This is a genomic window from Photobacterium galatheae, from assembly GCF_000695255.1.
GTDB lineage: Bacteria > Pseudomonadota > Gammaproteobacteria > Enterobacterales > Vibrionaceae > Photobacterium > Photobacterium galatheae.
The window spans coordinates 156,429-174,423 of record NZ_JMIB01000004.1; the positions used below are offsets into that span (position 1 = coordinate 156,429).

At 48.8% G+C, this 17,995-nt stretch carries 15 protein-coding genes and 1 CRISPR repeat array; of the genes, 13 read left to right on the forward strand and 2 right to left on the reverse strand.

Annotated features, from left to right (window positions below):
• The first annotated feature begins 152 nt into the window (after positions 1–152).
• Positions 153–647 (forward strand): phosphohistidine phosphatase SixA, encoded by a 495-nt coding sequence (sixA, locus tag EA58_RS02460; RefSeq protein WP_036748571.1) that lies wholly within the window; start codon positions 153–155, stop codon positions 645–647.
• Positions 648–729: 82 nt separating this feature from the next.
• On the forward strand, positions 730–1,104 hold the full coding sequence (locus EA58_RS02465; protein WP_235199532.1) for a hypothetical protein: 375 nt from the start codon (positions 730–732) through the stop codon (positions 1,102–1,104).
• A gap of 202 nt (positions 1,105–1,306) precedes the next feature.
• Positions 1,307–2,250: direct repeats of the CRISPR family, unit length 29 nt; unit sequence GTGTTCCCCGTATCTACGGGGATGAACCG.
• 79 nt (positions 2,251–2,329) lie between these two features.
• Here EA58_RS02465 and smrB read toward each other — a convergent pair.
• On the reverse strand, positions 2,330–2,863 hold the full coding sequence (gene smrB, locus EA58_RS02470) for an endonuclease SmrB (protein WP_036748573.1): 534 nt from the start codon (positions 2,861–2,863) through the stop codon (positions 2,330–2,332).
• Positions 2,864–2,916: 53 nt separating this feature from the next.
• Between smrB and prmB the strand changes: the two genes are divergently transcribed.
• From prmB to EA58_RS02520, 10 genes are all read left to right on the forward strand, one after another.
• Positions 2,917–3,849, forward strand: a complete 933-nt coding sequence (prmB, locus tag EA58_RS02475) for a 50S ribosomal protein L3 N(5)-glutamine methyltransferase (RefSeq protein WP_036748576.1) — start codon at positions 2,917–2,919, stop codon at positions 3,847–3,849.
• A gap of 287 nt (positions 3,850–4,136) precedes the next feature.
• A complete protein-coding gene (locus EA58_RS02480; RefSeq protein WP_051641851.1) occupies positions 4,137–5,822 on the forward strand; it encodes an alkaline phosphatase D family protein in 1,686 nt (561 codons plus the stop codon).
• A gap of 84 nt (positions 5,823–5,906) precedes the next feature.
• Positions 5,907–9,362: an alpha/beta fold hydrolase gene (locus tag EA58_RS02485; protein ID WP_036748579.1), complete on the forward strand. Its 3,456-nt coding sequence runs from the start codon at positions 5,907–5,909 to the stop codon at positions 9,360–9,362.
• 103 nt (positions 9,363–9,465) lie between these two features.
• Positions 9,466–9,828: a VOC family protein gene (locus EA58_RS02490; protein WP_036748582.1), complete on the forward strand. Its 363-nt coding sequence runs from the start codon at positions 9,466–9,468 to the stop codon at positions 9,826–9,828.
• Between the two features lie 106 nt (positions 9,829–9,934).
• Positions 9,935–11,077 carry a metallophosphoesterase family protein gene (locus EA58_RS02495; RefSeq protein ID WP_036748585.1) on the forward strand — a complete coding sequence of 381 codons (1,143 nt, stop codon included), beginning with the start codon at positions 9,935–9,937 and terminating at the stop codon, positions 11,075–11,077.
• A 185-nt stretch (positions 11,078–11,262) separates the two neighbouring features.
• The gene (locus EA58_RS02500) at positions 11,263–11,565 is read left to right on the forward strand and encodes a hypothetical protein (RefSeq protein WP_036748587.1); all 303 of its coding nucleotides are present in this window, start codon (positions 11,263–11,265) and stop codon (positions 11,563–11,565) included.
• A 54-nt stretch (positions 11,566–11,619) separates the two neighbouring features.
• Positions 11,620–12,018: a hypothetical protein gene (locus EA58_RS02505; RefSeq protein WP_036748882.1), complete on the forward strand. Its 399-nt coding sequence runs from the start codon at positions 11,620–11,622 to the stop codon at positions 12,016–12,018.
• Between the two features lie 92 nt (positions 12,019–12,110).
• Positions 12,111–12,872, forward strand: coding sequence for a VIT1/CCC1 transporter family protein (locus EA58_RS02510; RefSeq protein WP_036748589.1), 762 nt, complete (start codon positions 12,111–12,113; stop codon positions 12,870–12,872).
• Between the two features lie 313 nt (positions 12,873–13,185).
• Positions 13,186–15,147 (forward strand): hypothetical protein, encoded by a 1,962-nt coding sequence (locus tag EA58_RS02515; protein WP_036748591.1) that lies wholly within the window; start codon positions 13,186–13,188, stop codon positions 15,145–15,147.
• Entirely contained in the window at positions 15,140–16,021 is an 882-nt protein-coding gene (locus tag EA58_RS02520) for a hypothetical protein (protein ID WP_152547913.1), read from the forward strand. Before EA58_RS02515 ends, EA58_RS02520 begins: the two co-directional genes overlap by 8 nt.
• A 135-nt stretch (positions 16,022–16,156) precedes the next feature.
• Here EA58_RS02520 and EA58_RS02525 read toward each other — a convergent pair whose 3' ends face one another.
• A complete protein-coding gene (locus tag EA58_RS02525) occupies positions 16,157–16,738 on the reverse strand; it encodes a TetR/AcrR family transcriptional regulator (protein ID WP_036748884.1) in 582 nt (193 codons plus the stop codon).
• 134 nt (positions 16,739–16,872) lie between these two features.
• Between EA58_RS02525 and EA58_RS02530 the strand changes: the two genes are divergently transcribed.
• Positions 16,873–17,913 carry an alkene reductase gene (locus EA58_RS02530; protein WP_036748596.1) on the forward strand — a complete coding sequence of 347 codons (1,041 nt, stop codon included), beginning with the start codon at positions 16,873–16,875 and terminating at the stop codon, positions 17,911–17,913.
• Positions 17,914–17,995 lie beyond the last annotated feature (82 nt).

The window sequence follows — 17,995 nt, forward strand, 5'->3', positions numbered from 1 at the left end:
CTGGTCAGTTGTTATGTTTCAGGGAAATGATCCTGTGATCGCGATAGCGATTCAGCCGTCACGCTTTCGGATCACTTAAGATTAAATGGCTACCCTGTCTATGCCAGCCTTTGCTAGCATAGCCACAGAAACGCGCAATCGGATTGGAGACTATGCGAATTTTTATCATGCGTCACGGCGAAGCACAGCATTTTGCCCCAAGTGATGCGGAGCGGCCCCTGACCGCACAAGGAAAGTCTTACTCGCGCCAGATGGCAAAGCAACTCGCCAGTCATCTGGACGGTCAGCTGGATCTGGTCTGGGTCAGCCCTTACCTGCGTGCGCAACAGACCTGGCAGGCAATGTCAGAAGAGCTGCCGGTGCCCAAAACGCTGATGACGATTGATGATATTACCCCTTACGGCGATGCTGCGCAGGTGGCTGATTATCTGAAAGCGGTGATTGAACTGGAAAAACCGGAAACCGTGCTGGTGGTCTCTCACTTGCCATTAGTCGGTTATCTGAGTGCTGAACTGGTGCCCGGATTGCAACCGCTGATGTTTCGAACGTCCTCCATTGCCGCGGTTGACTTTCATCCAGAAGGTGAACCGTCCGCCTTATTATGGCAGGAGAACCCGGTTGAGGCCGTCCAGTCGAATCATCACTAAGTTGGGTGCAGAGCGCACTTTTCAATGACCAGACTGTCCAGCCCGGATGGTTCAGGTACAATCCATCTTAAAAGAATGATTGATGAATAAACTGGTTATGAAAAAGATACTTCTTGTTTTGTTCGGCAGCCTGGGACTGACTGCCTGTGCAGCGAACATGGTTAAACCCAATATTGTGGCCAACGGGGCAATTAAATGGGCCAACGGTGTTCGTGAAGAAATGAATATTTCTAAGTCGGGCAGTACGTTAACTTTCCTGTCCCCACCAAGCATTATGGCACCCGGTGGTATCACGATTTTTTCCCGCATCGACAGTGCCCGTAACGGCAACTGCGAACATTACTACAACGAAAGTGCAATGAAAGTGCGGATGCAGATTTGTGACACCGGTGAAGTGACGCTGATCCAGGATGGTCAGGTGATTAACGTTGGTGCGCTGGCGCGGGAAGTTTATTGAAATTGCCTGAAGGGCGAGTGAATTCTGAAACCCTGATCCCTTGATGTCACTCATCGAGGGATTTTTGTATGTGCCAACCCATTTCATGACGGCCATCATCTCTGGTTTGACAGAGACGGAGGCAGGTGTTTTTTATGTGGAAAAGTCTGGTAGAATTTTCCTGCATGAAAAATATGTTATAGAACAAAGAGATAATTTTAGAGTGTTCCCCGTATCTACGGGGATGAACCGCGCAGACGATTATTAGCGAACTGGCGCACCATGTGTTCCCCGTATCTACGGGGATGAACCGAGTTTTCATCAGAATCGTTTAAACTGGACTCAGTGTTCCCCGTATCTACGGGGATGAACCGGTCGCCGGAATGCCGCTCACGAATGAATTGCTGTGTTCCCCGTATCTACGGGGATGAACCGAACTAGGTTTTTTGTGCGCTTTGTCGCTTCCGGTGTTCCCCGTATCTACGGGGATGAACCGTTAATGTGATTAAATGGCCACATCAGCCACACGTGTTCCCCGTATCTACGGGGATGAACCGTTGTCGTACCGCTATGTTCGGACTATGGTTGAGTGTTCCCCGTATCTACGGGGATGAACCGTTGAAACGCTTGGAAAATGGGGACGAGAAGGCGTGTTCCCCGTATCTACGGGGATGAACCGCGTAATTGGGTGTTGGGTATTCGTACCCAGTAGTGTTCCCCGTATCTACGGGGATGAACCGGCGAGTTCATTTGTTATGTATATCCGGAATAAGTGTTCCCCGTATCTACGGGGATGAACCGATACTTTATTAGGTCAGGGTATTGAGTTTTTGGTGTTCCCCGTATCTACGGGGATGAACCGAATGAATCAGGACGCGCAACATCATCACTAGTGTGTTCCCCGTATCTACGGGGATGAACCGCGATCCCGATATAACGTTTATCGGTCGGTAAAGTGTTCCCCGTATCTACGGGGATGAACCGGGGCAGCAGCTCAAACTTAAATCGCAGGGGACGTGTTCCCCGTATCTACGGGGATGAACCGTGTGGAATGCCTTGTATAGACACTTTTTTCAGGTGTTCCCCGTATCTACGGGGATGAACCGCCTGAGGATTTTGACTCGTATAGAGAGGAGACGTGTTCCCCGTATCTACGGGGATGAACCGAACAGGGGCTTAGGGTATATTAGTAATTTCTCGTGTTCCCCGTAGATACGGGGAAGCCCCATGTTTTTCATCCCGGTGCTTACCGCTCCGGGATTTCAATCAGTACCAGCAGGGCACCAGCGCCGCCAAATTCCAGCGGTGCCTGATGAAACGCCATCACATCCGGGTGTTGGGCCAGCCAGAGTGGGGCTTTCTGCTTCAGAATATGTTTCCCGATGCCGTGCATCACGCAGGCACAGGACACGCCATCTTTGATACAGGCGGCAATCATTGCGGCCAGTTCTCGTTTTGCTTCCATTTGTGTCATACCGTGCATATCCAGAAAAATATCCGGGACATAGACACCGCGCCGTAACTTTTTCACTTCATACTTAGACACATCGGAACGGGCATACTGCATCGGGCCGTGTTCGCTGAGGTGCGGCTCGAACTCGTCCGAGAAGTAAAACTCGTGATTTTGGCTGTCTTTGATGCTCACATTGCGCTTATCGGTTTTCGGGCGCTGTCGGCGTGGGGTGATTATGGTATCATTCGACAGCTTTTTAATGCCCTGAACTGCTTCCTGAAAGAGCGCGAAGTCGTCTTCTTCCAGGGCGGGGTCTTTTTTACTCATCATCAATTTCCAACTACTTTATCGCGGTATTGTAGCGCCATTTGGAGGCTATTTTGGATAAGATTTTTGTCGACGAAGCCGTCAACGAACTTCACACATTACAGGACATGCTACGTTGGACCGTCAGCCGATTCAACGATGCGGGCCTGTTTTATGGCCATGGCACAGACAATGCCTGGGATGAAGCGGTGCAGCTGGTTCTGCCGACGCTGCATCTGCCGATTGATATTCCTGCTGACGCGCGCTTCTCGCGCCTGACCAGCAGTGAGCGCCGTGCCATTGTTGAGCGCGTGGTCCGTCGTGTGACTGAGCGTACGCCGGTGGCCTATCTGACTAACCGCGCCTGGTTCTGCGGGCTGGAGTTCTTCGTGGATGAACGCGTTCTGGTGCCACGTTCTCCGATTGGTGAGCTGATTGATAATGGCTTTGAGCCGTTTCTGAACCGTGAGCCAACCCGCATTATGGATCTGTGTACCGGCAGCGGCTGTATCGGCATTGCCTGTGCTTATGCGTTCCCGGAAGCGGAAGTGGATCTGGTTGATATCTCAACCGACGCACTGGCTGTCGCCGAGCAGAATATTCACGATCACGGTCTGGAACAGCAGGTGATTCCGCTGCATTCCGATCTGCTGCGTGATGTGCCGAAAGATCAGTACGACATCATTGTCTCTAATCCACCTTATGTGGATCAGGAAGACATGGACAGCCTGCCGGAAGAATTTCGTCATGAACCAGAGCTGGGTCTGGCTGCCGGTTTTGATGGTCTGGATCTGGTTCGTCGTATTCTGGCCAACGCGCCCGATTATCTGGCAGAAGACGGGATTCTGATTTGCGAAGTGGGCAACTCCATGATTCACATGGAAGCACAATACCCGCACATTCCGTTCACCTGGATTGAGTTCGAAAACGGCGGCCACGGCGTCTTCATGATGACCCGTGAACAGCTGCTTGATTGCGCAGCAGATTTCGCTGAATACAAAGACTGATACCTTCCCCCTTTCAGTTTTCAAACAGCCGGATTTCATCTGGCTGTTTTTTTCTGCCTTTTGTTTTCCCGTCGCTTCCCCGCGCAAAGTCTCAAAACTGACTGCCTCATTTCTCATGTTTAAAATTCATGACCTATAAATGCTGCACAAATATCCGGCATCCGTGACTGAAATGTCAGGGGCGGTAGCGTGTTTGGCTGCAAAGTACACGGAGAAATCACAAGGGTGACAGCCCAAGAATGAATGTTGTCAATGACCGGAAGCACTCATGGTGAGGAGGGTTTGCAATGAGTCAACTTCGTCCCGCTCAGTTAGGACCCATTGTGGGGCATACGACTGCAACAAGTGCACGGATTTGGATTCGTGGCGCGACCGAAAGCGAAAATTTAGAATTTAACCTTGGCCGAAGAACAGTTGGGGTGATTGCGATTACTCGGGTGAATGGCCGTCGTCCGAGGCTGCGCCGAGTGTATTATTTTCGTTTGCGACGTGAATATGATCGAACCGGCACTTTTACATTAGGTGAAGAATTGGGGCTAAAGCCCAAGAATAGCCAGTTATTCCCGCTGGAAGCAGATACGGAATATGAAGTGCGGGTTGGGACACTCTCGGTTGATGATCCGAATCCAGAAGATGACAGCCTTTCCCATACGACACTTGCAGAGCGGCTGCCCGATCCTGACATCTGGTTTAGTGATCTTGAAGCTTTGGATCCGGAACTGTCCGAAGCAAAATTTCGCACATTTCCGGCAGAATCGCATGAGCGGGGGATCAGCTTTATCCTGGGGTCATGCCGTTACCCGGGAATCCTGTGGAAAGCGAAACACTCAGACGCCATTTTTGAACCTTTATTGAATGAAGCGTCAGGTCTTGATGCGCGGGAACGGGTGAATTTGCTGCTCATGGTAGGTGACCAGATTTATGCGGATATGCTCAACCGGCATGTTCCAGTGATGAAAGCTGAAACCTATGAAGCATTCCAATCGCGCTATCAACAAGCATTCGGTTCCAGGCACATGCGGCGATTACTCCGGCAATTTCCAACGTACATGATCCTTGATGACCATGAAATCGAAGATAACTGGTCTCAGGATCGTATTTGCCGTGCAGAAAGCCGTTGTGTGTTTAACCTGGCTATAGACGCCTATCGAAGTTATCAGTGGGTGCATGGCCCGAACTGTTTTGGCGAGCGCCTGTACTACAAGTTTGACTGTGGTGGCTATCCCTTTTTTGTGCTGGATACACGTACTCAGCGTGTGATGAATGATGTCCTGAATTCTCTGGAAGATAATTGTCTGTTGGGCCGGCCAAGTCTGGCAGACGAAGAACCCAGTCAGCTCGACCTGTTGCTGCGCTGGCTGGAAGATTGTCAGCATCGTCTGGGGAATATTCCCAAGTTCATCGTGAGTTCAAGCGTATTTGTTCCCAATCCTGTCGATGCACGCCTCGGGCGAGTGGGTTCAGTCGAAGATCGGGTTCGTTGGTGTGAAGCGACGGATTCCTGGCCGGCCTTTCCGACCACCAGAAAAGCGATCCTCCAGAAAATTGTGGAATCTGAAGTGCAAAACGTGGTGTTCCTGTCCGGGGATATTCATTGCAGTAATGTCGCTGAAATGCGCTTTTCCGGTGCTGCCGGCAGTGAAGAACTGCGTGCGTTTTCTATTACATCATCGGCCTTTTACTGGCCATTTCCTTTTGCCGATGGTGATCCGTCCGGATTTGTCCATGACTCACAGGCAGAGCGGCAGGAAGACACCTTCTCTTTTGAGGCTAATGGCGTGGCCTGTGAAATGAATTACCGGGCATGGAACTTTACCCAGGAAGATAATTTCTGCCGGGTCGATATTGACCGGGCAACCCATCAGATCCGGGTGACAACTTTCGGCAAAAAAGGTCAGGTGCTTGAGGCAGGCGGATGGTTTGGTCTGCCCGGTGAGCCACTTCGTACCGAACTGAGACTGGCAGACTGGTAAAGGAAACATCCGGGATTGATCTGAGAGTCAGGTCAGCATCTGAGAACGATGTCGCAAGCGGGTGAGTTGAGCGGAGCCTGAATAATGAAACGGATTACTTCTGACCCTGACAAACTGAAAGACGAAAAATTTGATGTGATTGTGATTGGCTCTGGATATGGCGGAGCAATCACCGCGTCGCGATTGGCGAGAGCCGGCCAGCGCGTCTGCTTACTGGAACGCGGTCGCGAAATTCTTCCCGGTGAATTTCCGGATACGCTGTCTGAAGTTCGCAAGGATATGCAGATCCAGCTGGCTCATGGACGTGTTGGCTCAGAGACCGGGCTGTTTGATATTCATATTGAGGCGCAGCAAAACGTCGTTGTCGGGTGTGGCCTTGGCGGCACCTCCTTGATCAATGCCAATGTTTCACTTGAGCCAACGTTAGAAGTTATGACAGATCCAGCCTGGCCAGAACCTCTGAGAAATGATCTCGATGGTTTACTCCAACAAGGGTTTGAACGAGCTGCGGAAATGCTGAAACCCACCCCTTATCCGGAAAACTATCCGCCGTTAAACAAACTGAAGGCCCATGAAAAGTCTGCTGAAGCTTTCGGCGTCGCTTTTTCGCGTCCGCCAATAAATGTGACTTTTGAAACACCGCCCGGCGGGGTGAATCATGTCGGGGTTGAGCAGTCTGCCTGCACAAACTGTGGTGACTGTGTCAGTGGCTGTAATTACAGCGCTAAAAATACCACTCAAATGAATTATTTGCCGGATGCCTGGAATCATGGCGCTGAAATTTTCTGTGAGGTGAGTGTCCGGTATTTGGAAAAAGTAGCAAAGGGGTGGCGTGTTCATTGTAAACGGGTCGGCGCACGACAAGGCAAAGAAGGAGAAGGCCATCCTGATGACGCACGATTGTCCGTTCAAGCCGATATGGTTGTCCTTGCCGCCGGGACATTAGGCAGTAACGAGATACTGCTGCGCAGTCGTGAATTTGGATTGTCTTTGTCTGATCGTCTGGGGCACGGTTTTACCGGCAACGGAGATGTGTTGGGCTTTGGATATAATTGCGATCAGCCTGTTGACGGTGTCGGCTTCGGCAAATTGCAGCGTGACAACCAAAAGCCCGTTGGTCCATGTATTACTGGCATCATTGATTTGCGTCATGCCGAGGCGCGTGACGAGCGCATGGTGATTGAGGAAGGCAGCTTACCGAGTGCGATTGGCCCTTTGCTGCCCATGGCGATGGCAAGCGCTGCCGGGCTGCTCGGTCAGGATACCGACGATGGCATTCTGGATGAACTGCAAGAGCACAGCCGTGCCTGGGAGAGTGTGGTACGGGGGCCGTATCACGGTGCTGTGAACCATACGCAAACCTATCTGGCGATGAGCCATGATGATGGCAATGGTCAGATTCTTCTGGAAAACGATCGGCTGCGGATCGACTGGCCGAATGTCGGTGAGCAGGCAAATTTCAAGCATGTTCATGATCGTCTGACTCAGGCAACAGCAGCCTTGGGGGGGACTTATGTCAAGAATCCGATCTGGTCCCCCCTCATGAATAAAAGCCTGGTGACCGTCCATCCGCTTGGAGGCTGTTGTATGGGGGAGGATGGTTCTAAAGGGGTGGTGAATCATCAAGGACAAGTGTTCAGTGGCAATGACACGGCAGTCCATGACAGGCTTTATGTTTCTGATGGTTCAGTGATTCCGACCTCTCTGGCGGTCAATCCGCTGTTGACCATCAGTGCCCTGGCAGAACGCTGTTGTGCGCTGATGGCAAGGGATCATGGCTGGACAATCTCCTACAAACTGCCTTCCGCCACAACCCGTAAACCTCTTTCCAAAACCGTCGGGCTTCGCTTTACGGAGACGATGCGGGGCTATTTTTCTGCCGGGATGACGGCCACGGGTGATGAACTTGCGGGTTATCTTGATGCAGCCCGTCAGGGACGGCGTGCGGGCACTGATATGTCATTTACCCTGACGATAGCTTCCGATGACTTGGATGCCATGCTGGCAAACTCGCAACATCCGGCGGAGATCACGCATGGGACGGTGGTGTGTCAGGCGCTTTCATCCGAACCGCTCACGATCAGCTCAGGCGAGTTCAGGTTATTTGAACAGCTTCCTGCCCAACCGGATATACGGCAGATGCGCTACCGGGTACGCTTGAAGGCGCAAAACGGTGAGGTGTATTTTCTGGATGGGTTTAAACAGATTCAGGATGATCCGGACACATTGGATCTGTGGTCAGACACCACGACTTTGTATGTCCGTGTTTATCAGGGCACCGATGAAAATGGGACACTCGTCGGTAAAGCGGTGCTCACCATCAGCCCGACAGACTTCTTTCATCAGTTAACAACAATTGAAATCACCAACACAAAGGAGCGTGACGAAAAACTGGCTGTGATCGCCAGGTTTGGCCGGTTTTTTGCCGGTGAATTGTATGACATTTACGGCGGTGTTTTTCATCACCGGAAGGTGTCTCACCCGCCCCGAAAGAAACGTCAGTTGCGTGCACCAGAGCCGGCGATTTATCCCATTCAGACAGATGACGGTGTGAATTTAAGGCTGACCCGCTATCAAGGGGGCCAGAAGGGACCGGTTATGCTGGTTCATGGTTTAGGGGTTGGCTCGACGATTTTCTCCACCGACATGATAGACACAAACCTTGTTGAGTTTCTGGTCGCAGGCGGTTACGACGTATGGTTACTGGATTACCGGGTCAGTATCTTGCTGCCATCGTCGGCTCGTGCTTCGAATGCCGATCAGGTTGCCCAATACGACTTTCCTGCGGCGGTCGCCAAAATCTGCTCAGAAACCGGTGCAGCCAGCATTCAGGCGATGGTGCATTGCTATGGCGCGACAACTTTTTTTATGTCGATGCTGAATGGTCTGAAAGGCGTGCGTAGTATTGTGTGCTCACAGATTGCGACGGACATTGTGGTCCCCAGCGTCACCCGGATCAAAACAGGCTTGTATTTTCCGACAATTCTTGAACGTTTTGGTGTGAATTCCCTGACGGCTCAGGTGCCGGAAGATGGGGGTTCAGCTTTGACCCAACTCTATGACCGGACACTGAGTTTGTACGCCAAGACTCAGGCTCAGGGAAATTGCAATACAGATCCCTGCCATCGCATCACCTTTATGTATGGTTCACTTTACCGGCATGATCAGTTAAATGACGTGCTACACCATCACTTACATGAACTTTTTGGGGCAGCTAACATTGAAAGCCTGAAGCACCTCGCAACCATGTGCCGGGCCGGAAAATTACTCGATGCCGAGGGGAATGACGTTTACCTGCCGCAGCTGGCGCGGCTTGATTTACCGATTTTGTTTATTTCCGGCGCAGAGAACCAGTGTTATTTACCGGAAAGTACCCAGCGGACTTACGATAAGCTTTGCCAGCAGTTCGGCCCGGAGCAGTATCATCGTGAAGAAATTCCGGGGTACGGACATATCGATTGTATCTTTGGTCATCATGCCCATCAGGATGTTTTTCATTACATCCTGAACCACCTGGAGAAAACAGCAGTTCCTGAATAACAGGTATCCGGTACACGTTTCTGAAATGCCAGGGCGGTAGCGTGTCTGGATGCAAAGCACACGAAACATATCGAGAAAGGGCAGAGCAATGATAACCAATACGATGGCACCCAGCGCTGTTTTGGTTCATGTCCCGGATGTTGAAGCGGGCTTGCACTGGTATATGCGGGCGTTTCCGCAAGCCAGAGCTGTTTATCTCGACGCTTTCAATTTTACCGTGCTGGATATCAATGGATTTTCAATTGAGATTGTTCAGGCGGATGAAAAAGTCGGAGCCGGTCAAAACGGGACGGTCTTATACTGGTCAGTCCCTTGTCTTCAATCCGCAATTGAGCATTTTACCCAATTAGGTGCGAAGCTTTATCGTGGCCCGATGTCGATCGAAAATGGTTTGAGTATGTGCCAGTTTCAGGATCCTTTTGGGAATTTGATTGGATTCAGGGGGGAGTTTGAGGATAGTGTATAAACGAACTGAGTTTTTCATCCGTATTGTTGAGATTGAATTTTCAACAAATAGTTCGCATAAATTATGAGTTCATGAATAAGTTCCATCAACACTTATCGGAGGGGGTATGGATACTGTTAAAATAATTCACATTTCAGATCTACATATTTCTGAAAGCTTATTTAAGGAGCCTACGAGTAACTTTAAACTTCCACATCGATATGGGCATAATATTCAAGCTTTTCTATCGTTGGATGCTTATTTGAAAGAGAATGAATGGGATCTCCTTGTTATAACTGGTGATGTTAGTAGAATCGGAAACTCAGAAAGTTTTGTTCATGTTCGAAATTGGTTGGAAGGCGAGCATATTAATGGAGCCCATAAGATAGGATTAAAGTTAGCTGATTCTGTTCATAAACAGTATGTTTTAATTCCTGGAAACCATGATCGGTTCAATGGCAAGCTTGTTCAAACTTCTTTAGATTTTTTTCATGGACAGTTTCAGCCTGTACAAAGTGGACATAATAAAGTTTTTTATTTTAATGGTAATAGAGTAAATGTACATCTTTATGATAGTACACAAAACAATAAATCATTCGCATATGGTTATGTTGAACCATCAGATATGATAGTTAAAGATTTAGATAGTAGTCTAAATATTGCAATATTACATCATCACTTTATTCAACCGCCACACCATTCCAGAGAAGCTGCATCAGAGCTTACCAATTCTCCAGATGTTTCAGCATATATGTTGAACTCAGAGTTTGATGGAGTATTTTTCGGACATACTCATAAAGGTTATATAGACCGATTAAATATTGATATGTTAAAGGAAATCCTTCCTGATAAGAGAACAAGGAATAGATATATTAGTAAGATATTACCCAAGTTTATTTTGAGGAAGTTAGATAAAAGCTGTTTTGTTTCATATAAGAGAGACAAGGCTAGAAATGGACAACTCCCGACGCTAGAGAAATATTTCCTTTTTTTATTTTTAAAAAAGAATGGGGTGGATGTGAAGGCTCCAAATGAATTTAAATCAATATCTGATTTTTATCGTCATATTGATTCGGTTGATGATAATAGATATGACAGGGTTTTTAAGAAGTTGAGAGAGAAAAATATCCTAATATCTCTCGCCCCAAGTGCTTGTCAAGATGAAGCAAAGCATAAAGGTTTTCATGAGATAATTTTTAAAAGAGATAATAATGGATGTTATCAACCTACATGGAAAGAGTTGAAATTCAATGGGCATAAATTTATTTAGGTTTGTTTTAACGTTATTATGTCAATTTAAATAACATTGTTAGGTGTTTTAGCCTGCATTGACAGGCTTTATTAAAATTAATTATTGTTAAATTTTCATTTAATGTTCATGTTCAAAAAATACATCACAATCTACCAAGTTTTCTTCATGCGATTTCGTGATTTTAGTCTGAAAAGGTGTGAATTTTGCAACAGCATCCATCGAAAAAAGCACTCGGGATTGGGCTACTCCTGACCACAACTTTCATCACAATATCTGGTTCAGCGTTGTCCTCAGTCGAAGGGAATGTCACAACACTTATCATCAATGATGGGAAACAAGACCAGTTGGTTCTGTCTGGAGATGAGCAGGTTCAATCACTCGAAGCGGAAGCAAAAAAAGGAAAAACTGCGCAGAAAGATCAACTTCATGTTGGAGCAAGTCATGCTAAGCAGAACGATAATAATCAAAGTCAGGCGGCGGGGAATGAAAGTCACGCTGAGCCGTGAGTGAACGGAGCAGAGATAAACTAAATATGGATGTTTCATAAAAAGGAGAATTCGGTGTTTCTGTCATTATTAGTCGTGACTTTTGTCATCGCCGTTTGTGTTTGTGTGATTGTCTCGAAACTATTTAGCCAGCCCATTGATGTCATTTTGGAAAGGCTGGTGGCGAGTGATATTGCATTTGCCTGGACAAAATATCTGAAATTCGCCATCTATGTTGTGGGTATTTCCGGCGGTGTGAGAATTTACAGTCTGGAAGAATTCTTACGCGCACCGAGTGAAAACTTCACGCCGCCTGTGTTAACAACGGAACGCTGGGTGCTGGAAATTTACCGGACCATTATCGAGTCACTGCAATCCATCGCCTGGATGTTACTGGTGTTCTTTATCTTTGCGTTGATTGCCTATGTCATCGTCAGGGCATTTGAGCTGCGTTCACGCAAAAATGATCCATAAACTTCCGTCATCTCTCTGGACTATGCTTACGGAATCTGCCTACGAAGCCTGATTGTGTCAGGCATTTCAGAATGAAGTGAGATGGACTGTGTATGCACCCTGACAGCGATGAAAAACTCTCTGAGGAGCACCGGCCGGAAGCGATCAGAGAAAAACTCAACAGGCCCGCGAAAGAAAATGTTGCTGCGGACGTTGTGCTTGGCGGCATTGACGGGTGTGTGACCACTTTTGCGGTGGTGTCCGGTGTTGTAGGGGCTGGTTTTTCTCCTGTGGTTGCGCTGGTTCTGGGATTTGCCAACTTGATCGCAGATGGCTTCAGTATGGCGGTGAGTAACTATGAGTCGATTCAGACCCAGGGCGAGTTTATTCAGAGCATTCGCGAGACTGAACAGGAACACATTCGGAGGGTTCCGGAGGGAGAACGGGAAGAGATCCGGCAAATTTTCCAAAATAAAGGTTTTTCCGGCGAAACGCTGGAAAAGATTGTCGATACCATCAGCGCTGATCAGCAGTTATGGATTGATACCATGCTCATTGAAGAGCATGGCGTACAAATTACGAACCGGAATCCGGTGAAGGCTGCGATTGCAACATTTGCATCATTTGTTTTCATTGGCTCAGTGCCGTTAATTCCGTTCATGGTTCCGGGACTTACACCCCTGCTTCAGTTTGCGATCAGTGCCTGTCTTGCGGGGCTGATGTTCTTTTCGATTGGTGCTTTCAAGAGCCGTCTTTTCGATAAACCCGTGTTTCGATCCGGAATCAGCACGCTGCTCACCGGCGGAACGGCTGCGATGCTGGCTTTTCTGGTTGGTTATGTGCTTCGGGAAATTTTTGGTATTGCTGCGCTTTAGGTTGATGTAACGCATACAGTGTCTGAAAGGAAAGGCAGGAAAAAAGTACCTTATGTTTGAGGTGAAGCCTGATTCCTGTCCATGATTCCCCCTAAAAAAATGCCTCTGAGCCTGACCTCAACCTTGCATCATTTAAAAGACCATTGAAGATAGCCGTTCAGATTAAGTCGTGCTTTTCACGATTGGTATAGAGATCAAATAAAAAAAATTTTGAGGGCTGTCAGCCACTTGAAAAAAGAAAATTCAGTTATGCTCCGTCTGACTCAGAAATGTAGTGCATGCGCCTGTTTATTGAGGGAGGGAATGTTGGCCGATGGATGACGCGCTTGCCCTCTCTGTGAGCGGATTGAGCGCATCGCCGGCAAAAAGTAAGCAGGAACAAACCATGAATCATTTTTTCAATTCGGCAATGGATGCAGAAAGCGGGAAGAAGGGGCTCTTTTATATTGATCCGGAGCAAGGTGCCCCCCGAATTTATTCCCTGAGCCCAAAAGAGAATGGAACGGGATTGACTCTGAATTGGGCAACTGCCCTGATGAAAGCCAAAAGCAGTACAACACTCACCGATTATTTCACTGCTGAGCCCGGCTATGAGCAATGCCGCATTGCCTACGATCAGTATGGCTGTTTATATCTGCTGGATGAGAAACAGCAACAGGCAGAGTTTCTTTACGACTATGGCATTGAGTATCTTCGTGCTGTGATACTGTCTGATGGCCGAACTTTAGCGGTTTTGTATCATTCAGAGACCACTTACACACATCATGTTGAATTCTGGCAGTTTGAGGGGAACAAACTTTGTCGTTCCTGTTCGGTTGAGCTGGATTGGGAAACGGATGATGACGAGGCTGATAACGAGGCTGCGCATCCTCAACCCCTGTACGAGATTCATTTTAACGACCTTCTTTTTGCCGGACCAGAAAATAGTCTGATTCTCTATGCCTGCCGTGAGGCCAAATTTACGGATCGGAGAAGACGTCCGCTGCAAAGTTTAATACGCATCGATCTGGATGTAGTACGCGGAAAAGCCAGGATTCGTACTCAGCAGCTGGAAACGCCGCTGGATCAATGGGAACCGGAACAGACCAGTGTTGCAGTCGATGCCCGTCGTGGCTTGCTGGCCATGCCCAGCATGGTGATTGAGGCAGAAGATCATCAGGATGCAGGGCAGCAGAACTACCAGCACGCGGTCAATCTGATTGATTTAAACCGGATGCCACTGGTCAGTGAACCACAATTGCCTTTTCAGGAACTCATGCACCGGATACCGGTGCGCGTCTTTATGCAGTCAGAACTGGGCAGACGATTTCAACCGGATGATGCGCGTCAGGTGTCCGAATTTATCAATCGGATGTCCGGCTTACAGATCAGTGCGCAGGAAGATGCCCTCTGGATCTGCTGGAATGATAGTGCAGTTCGTAAAATTGCCCTGGATGGACAATGGCGCTCTCCACTGCTTGCCGTTGCTGATGAGCGCAATCCTGAGCGAATTTCTCCATCGGGTGACGAAAAATATCTGCTGCAACTGCCGGTTTGTGCATCGAACCCTCAGGTATTGATGGCGAGCTGGCAGCATCTGCATACGCTGCATCTGACGGCGGAGCAGCTGACGGCTTTATCGATGGAAAGTCCGGGGGCTGCACTTGAAACATGGTCTGCTGTCCAGGAAGGCAAGTGTTATTGGGATGAAGACTGGTCCCGACCACAACATCAGAATGATGCGCAGAAATACCAGCTAGCGATGCTGGGCAAGCAGAAAGTGTGGGTATCCGATTTTCAATCTGATCAAGCTTTGGGGACGGCGCTTCATCGACTGTCGCTGAAATGCACTGAGATTGAACAACTGTGCACCGGCAATTATTTGATGTTTGCGTTTACAGATGGCAAAACGGTCTGGGATGAAGAAAAGTTTTTCAGTACTGTGATTCAGCTCCCCAATGTTTCCAGCGCAGAATGGATGGCAGATATCCTCAACAGTTTTATTGGTTACGATGGGTCGGATTATTGTTTTGGCGGAAATTATAAGCCTGCGCTGGCTGCTTGTGCATTGCAACTGGGTTTATCCGACAGTCGATGGCTGCCGCTGATCAGCCGCTATCTGAATGCGATTGACCCGGATCATGAAGCGTTTTTCGCCGATGAAGGGTTGAATATCCTGGCATCACGTCATCATCACAGCCCGGAATGGGAAAGTTTCTATCGATCGCTGCCATACCCGTTGGCTGACCATGAAGAAGATTTTCATGATTTTGAGGAGGACGATGAAAATGAGTGAGAACAATCATATTCATCCCCGTTCCGATGAAGCGGTAGGCACCGATATTCCGGCTGAGCTGCTGGCGCAGCTCTATTTGCAGCGCGAAGATCTGTATCAGCAGGAACTCAGCCGGATTGCTGGCATTGACACGCCAGAGGCGATGAACGCTGAGCTGGGCCGCTGGCTGGAAGAGGTACGTCACCCCGATGCGATGACTTCGGAAGATCCGGTCTGTTTTGATTACGAAAACCGGTTTGATCAACGTTTTATGGGACACGAAATCCGTCAGTTCGTTCGGACCATGGATAATACCCAGCTCAAACAGCTTCACCTGAAAAAGCCAAAAACTTATGGTTCCGCGATTCCTTCTTGCCTGTTTGATCAAGCGAAAACGCTGCATGCGTGGGATGCACTGGCAATCTATCTGAAAGCTCAGATTCGCTGGTATCAGGATAATGAGATTGAACAGGCTTTCTATCATGATGAATTGCCTTATGGTCATTATGCGGCCGGAATGCTGGCAGAAGTACACAGCCGTTATATTCCGCTGTACGTCGAGTACCTGAAGGCGCTGCCGTTGATGACCGAGTACGAAGGCACCGGCGAGCAAATCGATGCACTGTTCCAGCACTATTGGGACAATCAGGATGAGATTGACGGTGGTTTTGAGGCGTTTCTGCCAGTACTCAAAGCCCGGTTGACTTTCGCTCGGGGTGATTTATGGGAAGAAAGCTTCTGTGAGTGGTGCGAAACGGGTATGCGGGAATGGCTGGATGATCATTCGGCGATAAAGCAAGCGCTGTGTGAGCAGGTCCAGGCTGAACTGACAGCGCTCGATGTTGATCAGGATGATATTGAGAGCACAATAGATTTGATCGCTCATACAGATTGATGGGGTCGAATCAGCGCATTTGAAATCAAACGGAAGGCAATTGCCTTCCGTTTTTATCTCCGTCATCTCATGCAGTCCGGGCACCGGAAATGGTCTGTCATATCCGCTGGCTGCTGAACTGATGGCCGAAAGGTTTTAATTGGTCTGGATATTCTTCAGCAATTCCGCACTCAGTTCTCGTAAAACCCCGGGGGCTGGGCGGGTGTGGGAAAACGCCCGAATGCCATAAATCCCCATCACGAGGAAACGGGCCAGTTGTTCTGCTGTGCGTGATGTGGCGATCTCTCCTGAACGAAGTGCCTGTTCAAATTGGATGGTGAACAGATTCTCCCATGTGCGGAGCATGGTACTGATCATGCATTCGATCTCTTCATCCTGCTGTGCCAGCTCACTGAGTGCCTTCTGTAACAGGCAATCTTTAATGTTTTCCTGCTCGCATTCCGTCACCATTTGATCCAGATAAGCTGCAATGCCAGCCATCACCGTAGGTTGATGATCAAACAGGGCTTGAAATGCTTCGCCACGCTCAGACTGGTATTGCTCCAGCGCAGCGATCAACAACCCGCGTTTATTGGTGAAGGCACAATAAATCGACCCCGGGTGCAGCCCGGTTGCCTGTTTGAGATCCTGCATACTGGTTTTGCTGTATCCCTTCGCAATAAAAGCATCCATGGCTGAATGTAATACCGCTTTGCGGTCAAATTCGGCACTGCGCATCAATTTTCTCTGTATCCATAAAGCTTGCAGGGATTTTAACTGATCTTGAACAAGCATTCAAAAAATACTTGAACGTCCATTCAAGATCGACTAATTTGAATGGGCATTCAAGAAATAAAGACATGGTGTACCCTATGGAAAACTTGTTTCAACCTGTTGAACTGAATGGTTCTATCACACTCAAAAACCGCATTCTGATGGCGCCTTTAACCCGTTGTATGGCAGACGATGATCTGGTGCCGACTCAGGCGATGGTCGATTATTACGCTCGTCGTGCCGATACCGGCCTGATAATCTCTGAAGCCACCATTATCCGTCCGGACGGGCAGGGTTATCCGAACACGCCGGGGTTGTACACACCGGCACAAATTGCCGGCTGGCGTAAAGTCACCGACAAGGTGCATGAAAACGGCGGCAAAATTTTTGCTCAGTTATGGCATACCGGCCGTGTAGCGCATCCGCATTTCTTTGGTGGAGAATTCGTTCTGGCACCATCTGCTCTGGGTGTCGAAGGCACGGTGCCACGTATGCGTGAGTTGAATTACGTCGTACCGAAAGCCGCCACGAAAGAAGAGATTGAGGAACTGGTGGCAGACTATGCGCAGGCGGCGATCAATGCGCTGGAAGCGGGCTTTGACGGCATTGAAATCCACGGTGCAAACGGCTATCTGATTGATCAGTTCCTGCATTACAGCAGTAATGTGCGTGACGATGCGTTCGGTGGTACGCCAGAGAATATGGCACGTTTCCCACTGGCTGTGGTTGATGTCATTGTGGACGCGATTGGTGAAGATCGCACGGCGCTGCGTCTGTCACCGGGGGCTTATTTTAATATGGCACCGGATGTCCGCGACCGTGAAGTGTTTGACTATCTGCTGGCTGAACTGGAAAAACGTGCTCTGGCTTATCTGCATGTGGGCATTTTTGATGACGGCATGACGTTTGATACGCTGGGCGGGACAGCGTCTGAATATATGCGTGCTCGTTACAGCCAGACGCTGGTGGGTGTCGGCGGCTTTACACCGGAAACGGGTAGTCAGGCGGTTGCTGACGGGAAGTTTGATCTGCTGGCGATTGGTCGTCCGCTGATCGCTAACCCGGATTATGTGGCCAAAGTGAAAGCTGGCGAAGCATTGACTGAGTATTCAGAGACCATGCTGGCAGAGCTGGTTTAAATAAATCATTTCCCTGAACTGGATGAGAAAACGGAAGGCAGCCGCCTTCCGTTTTTGTTTCAGCCTGATCTCGTTGCGACGA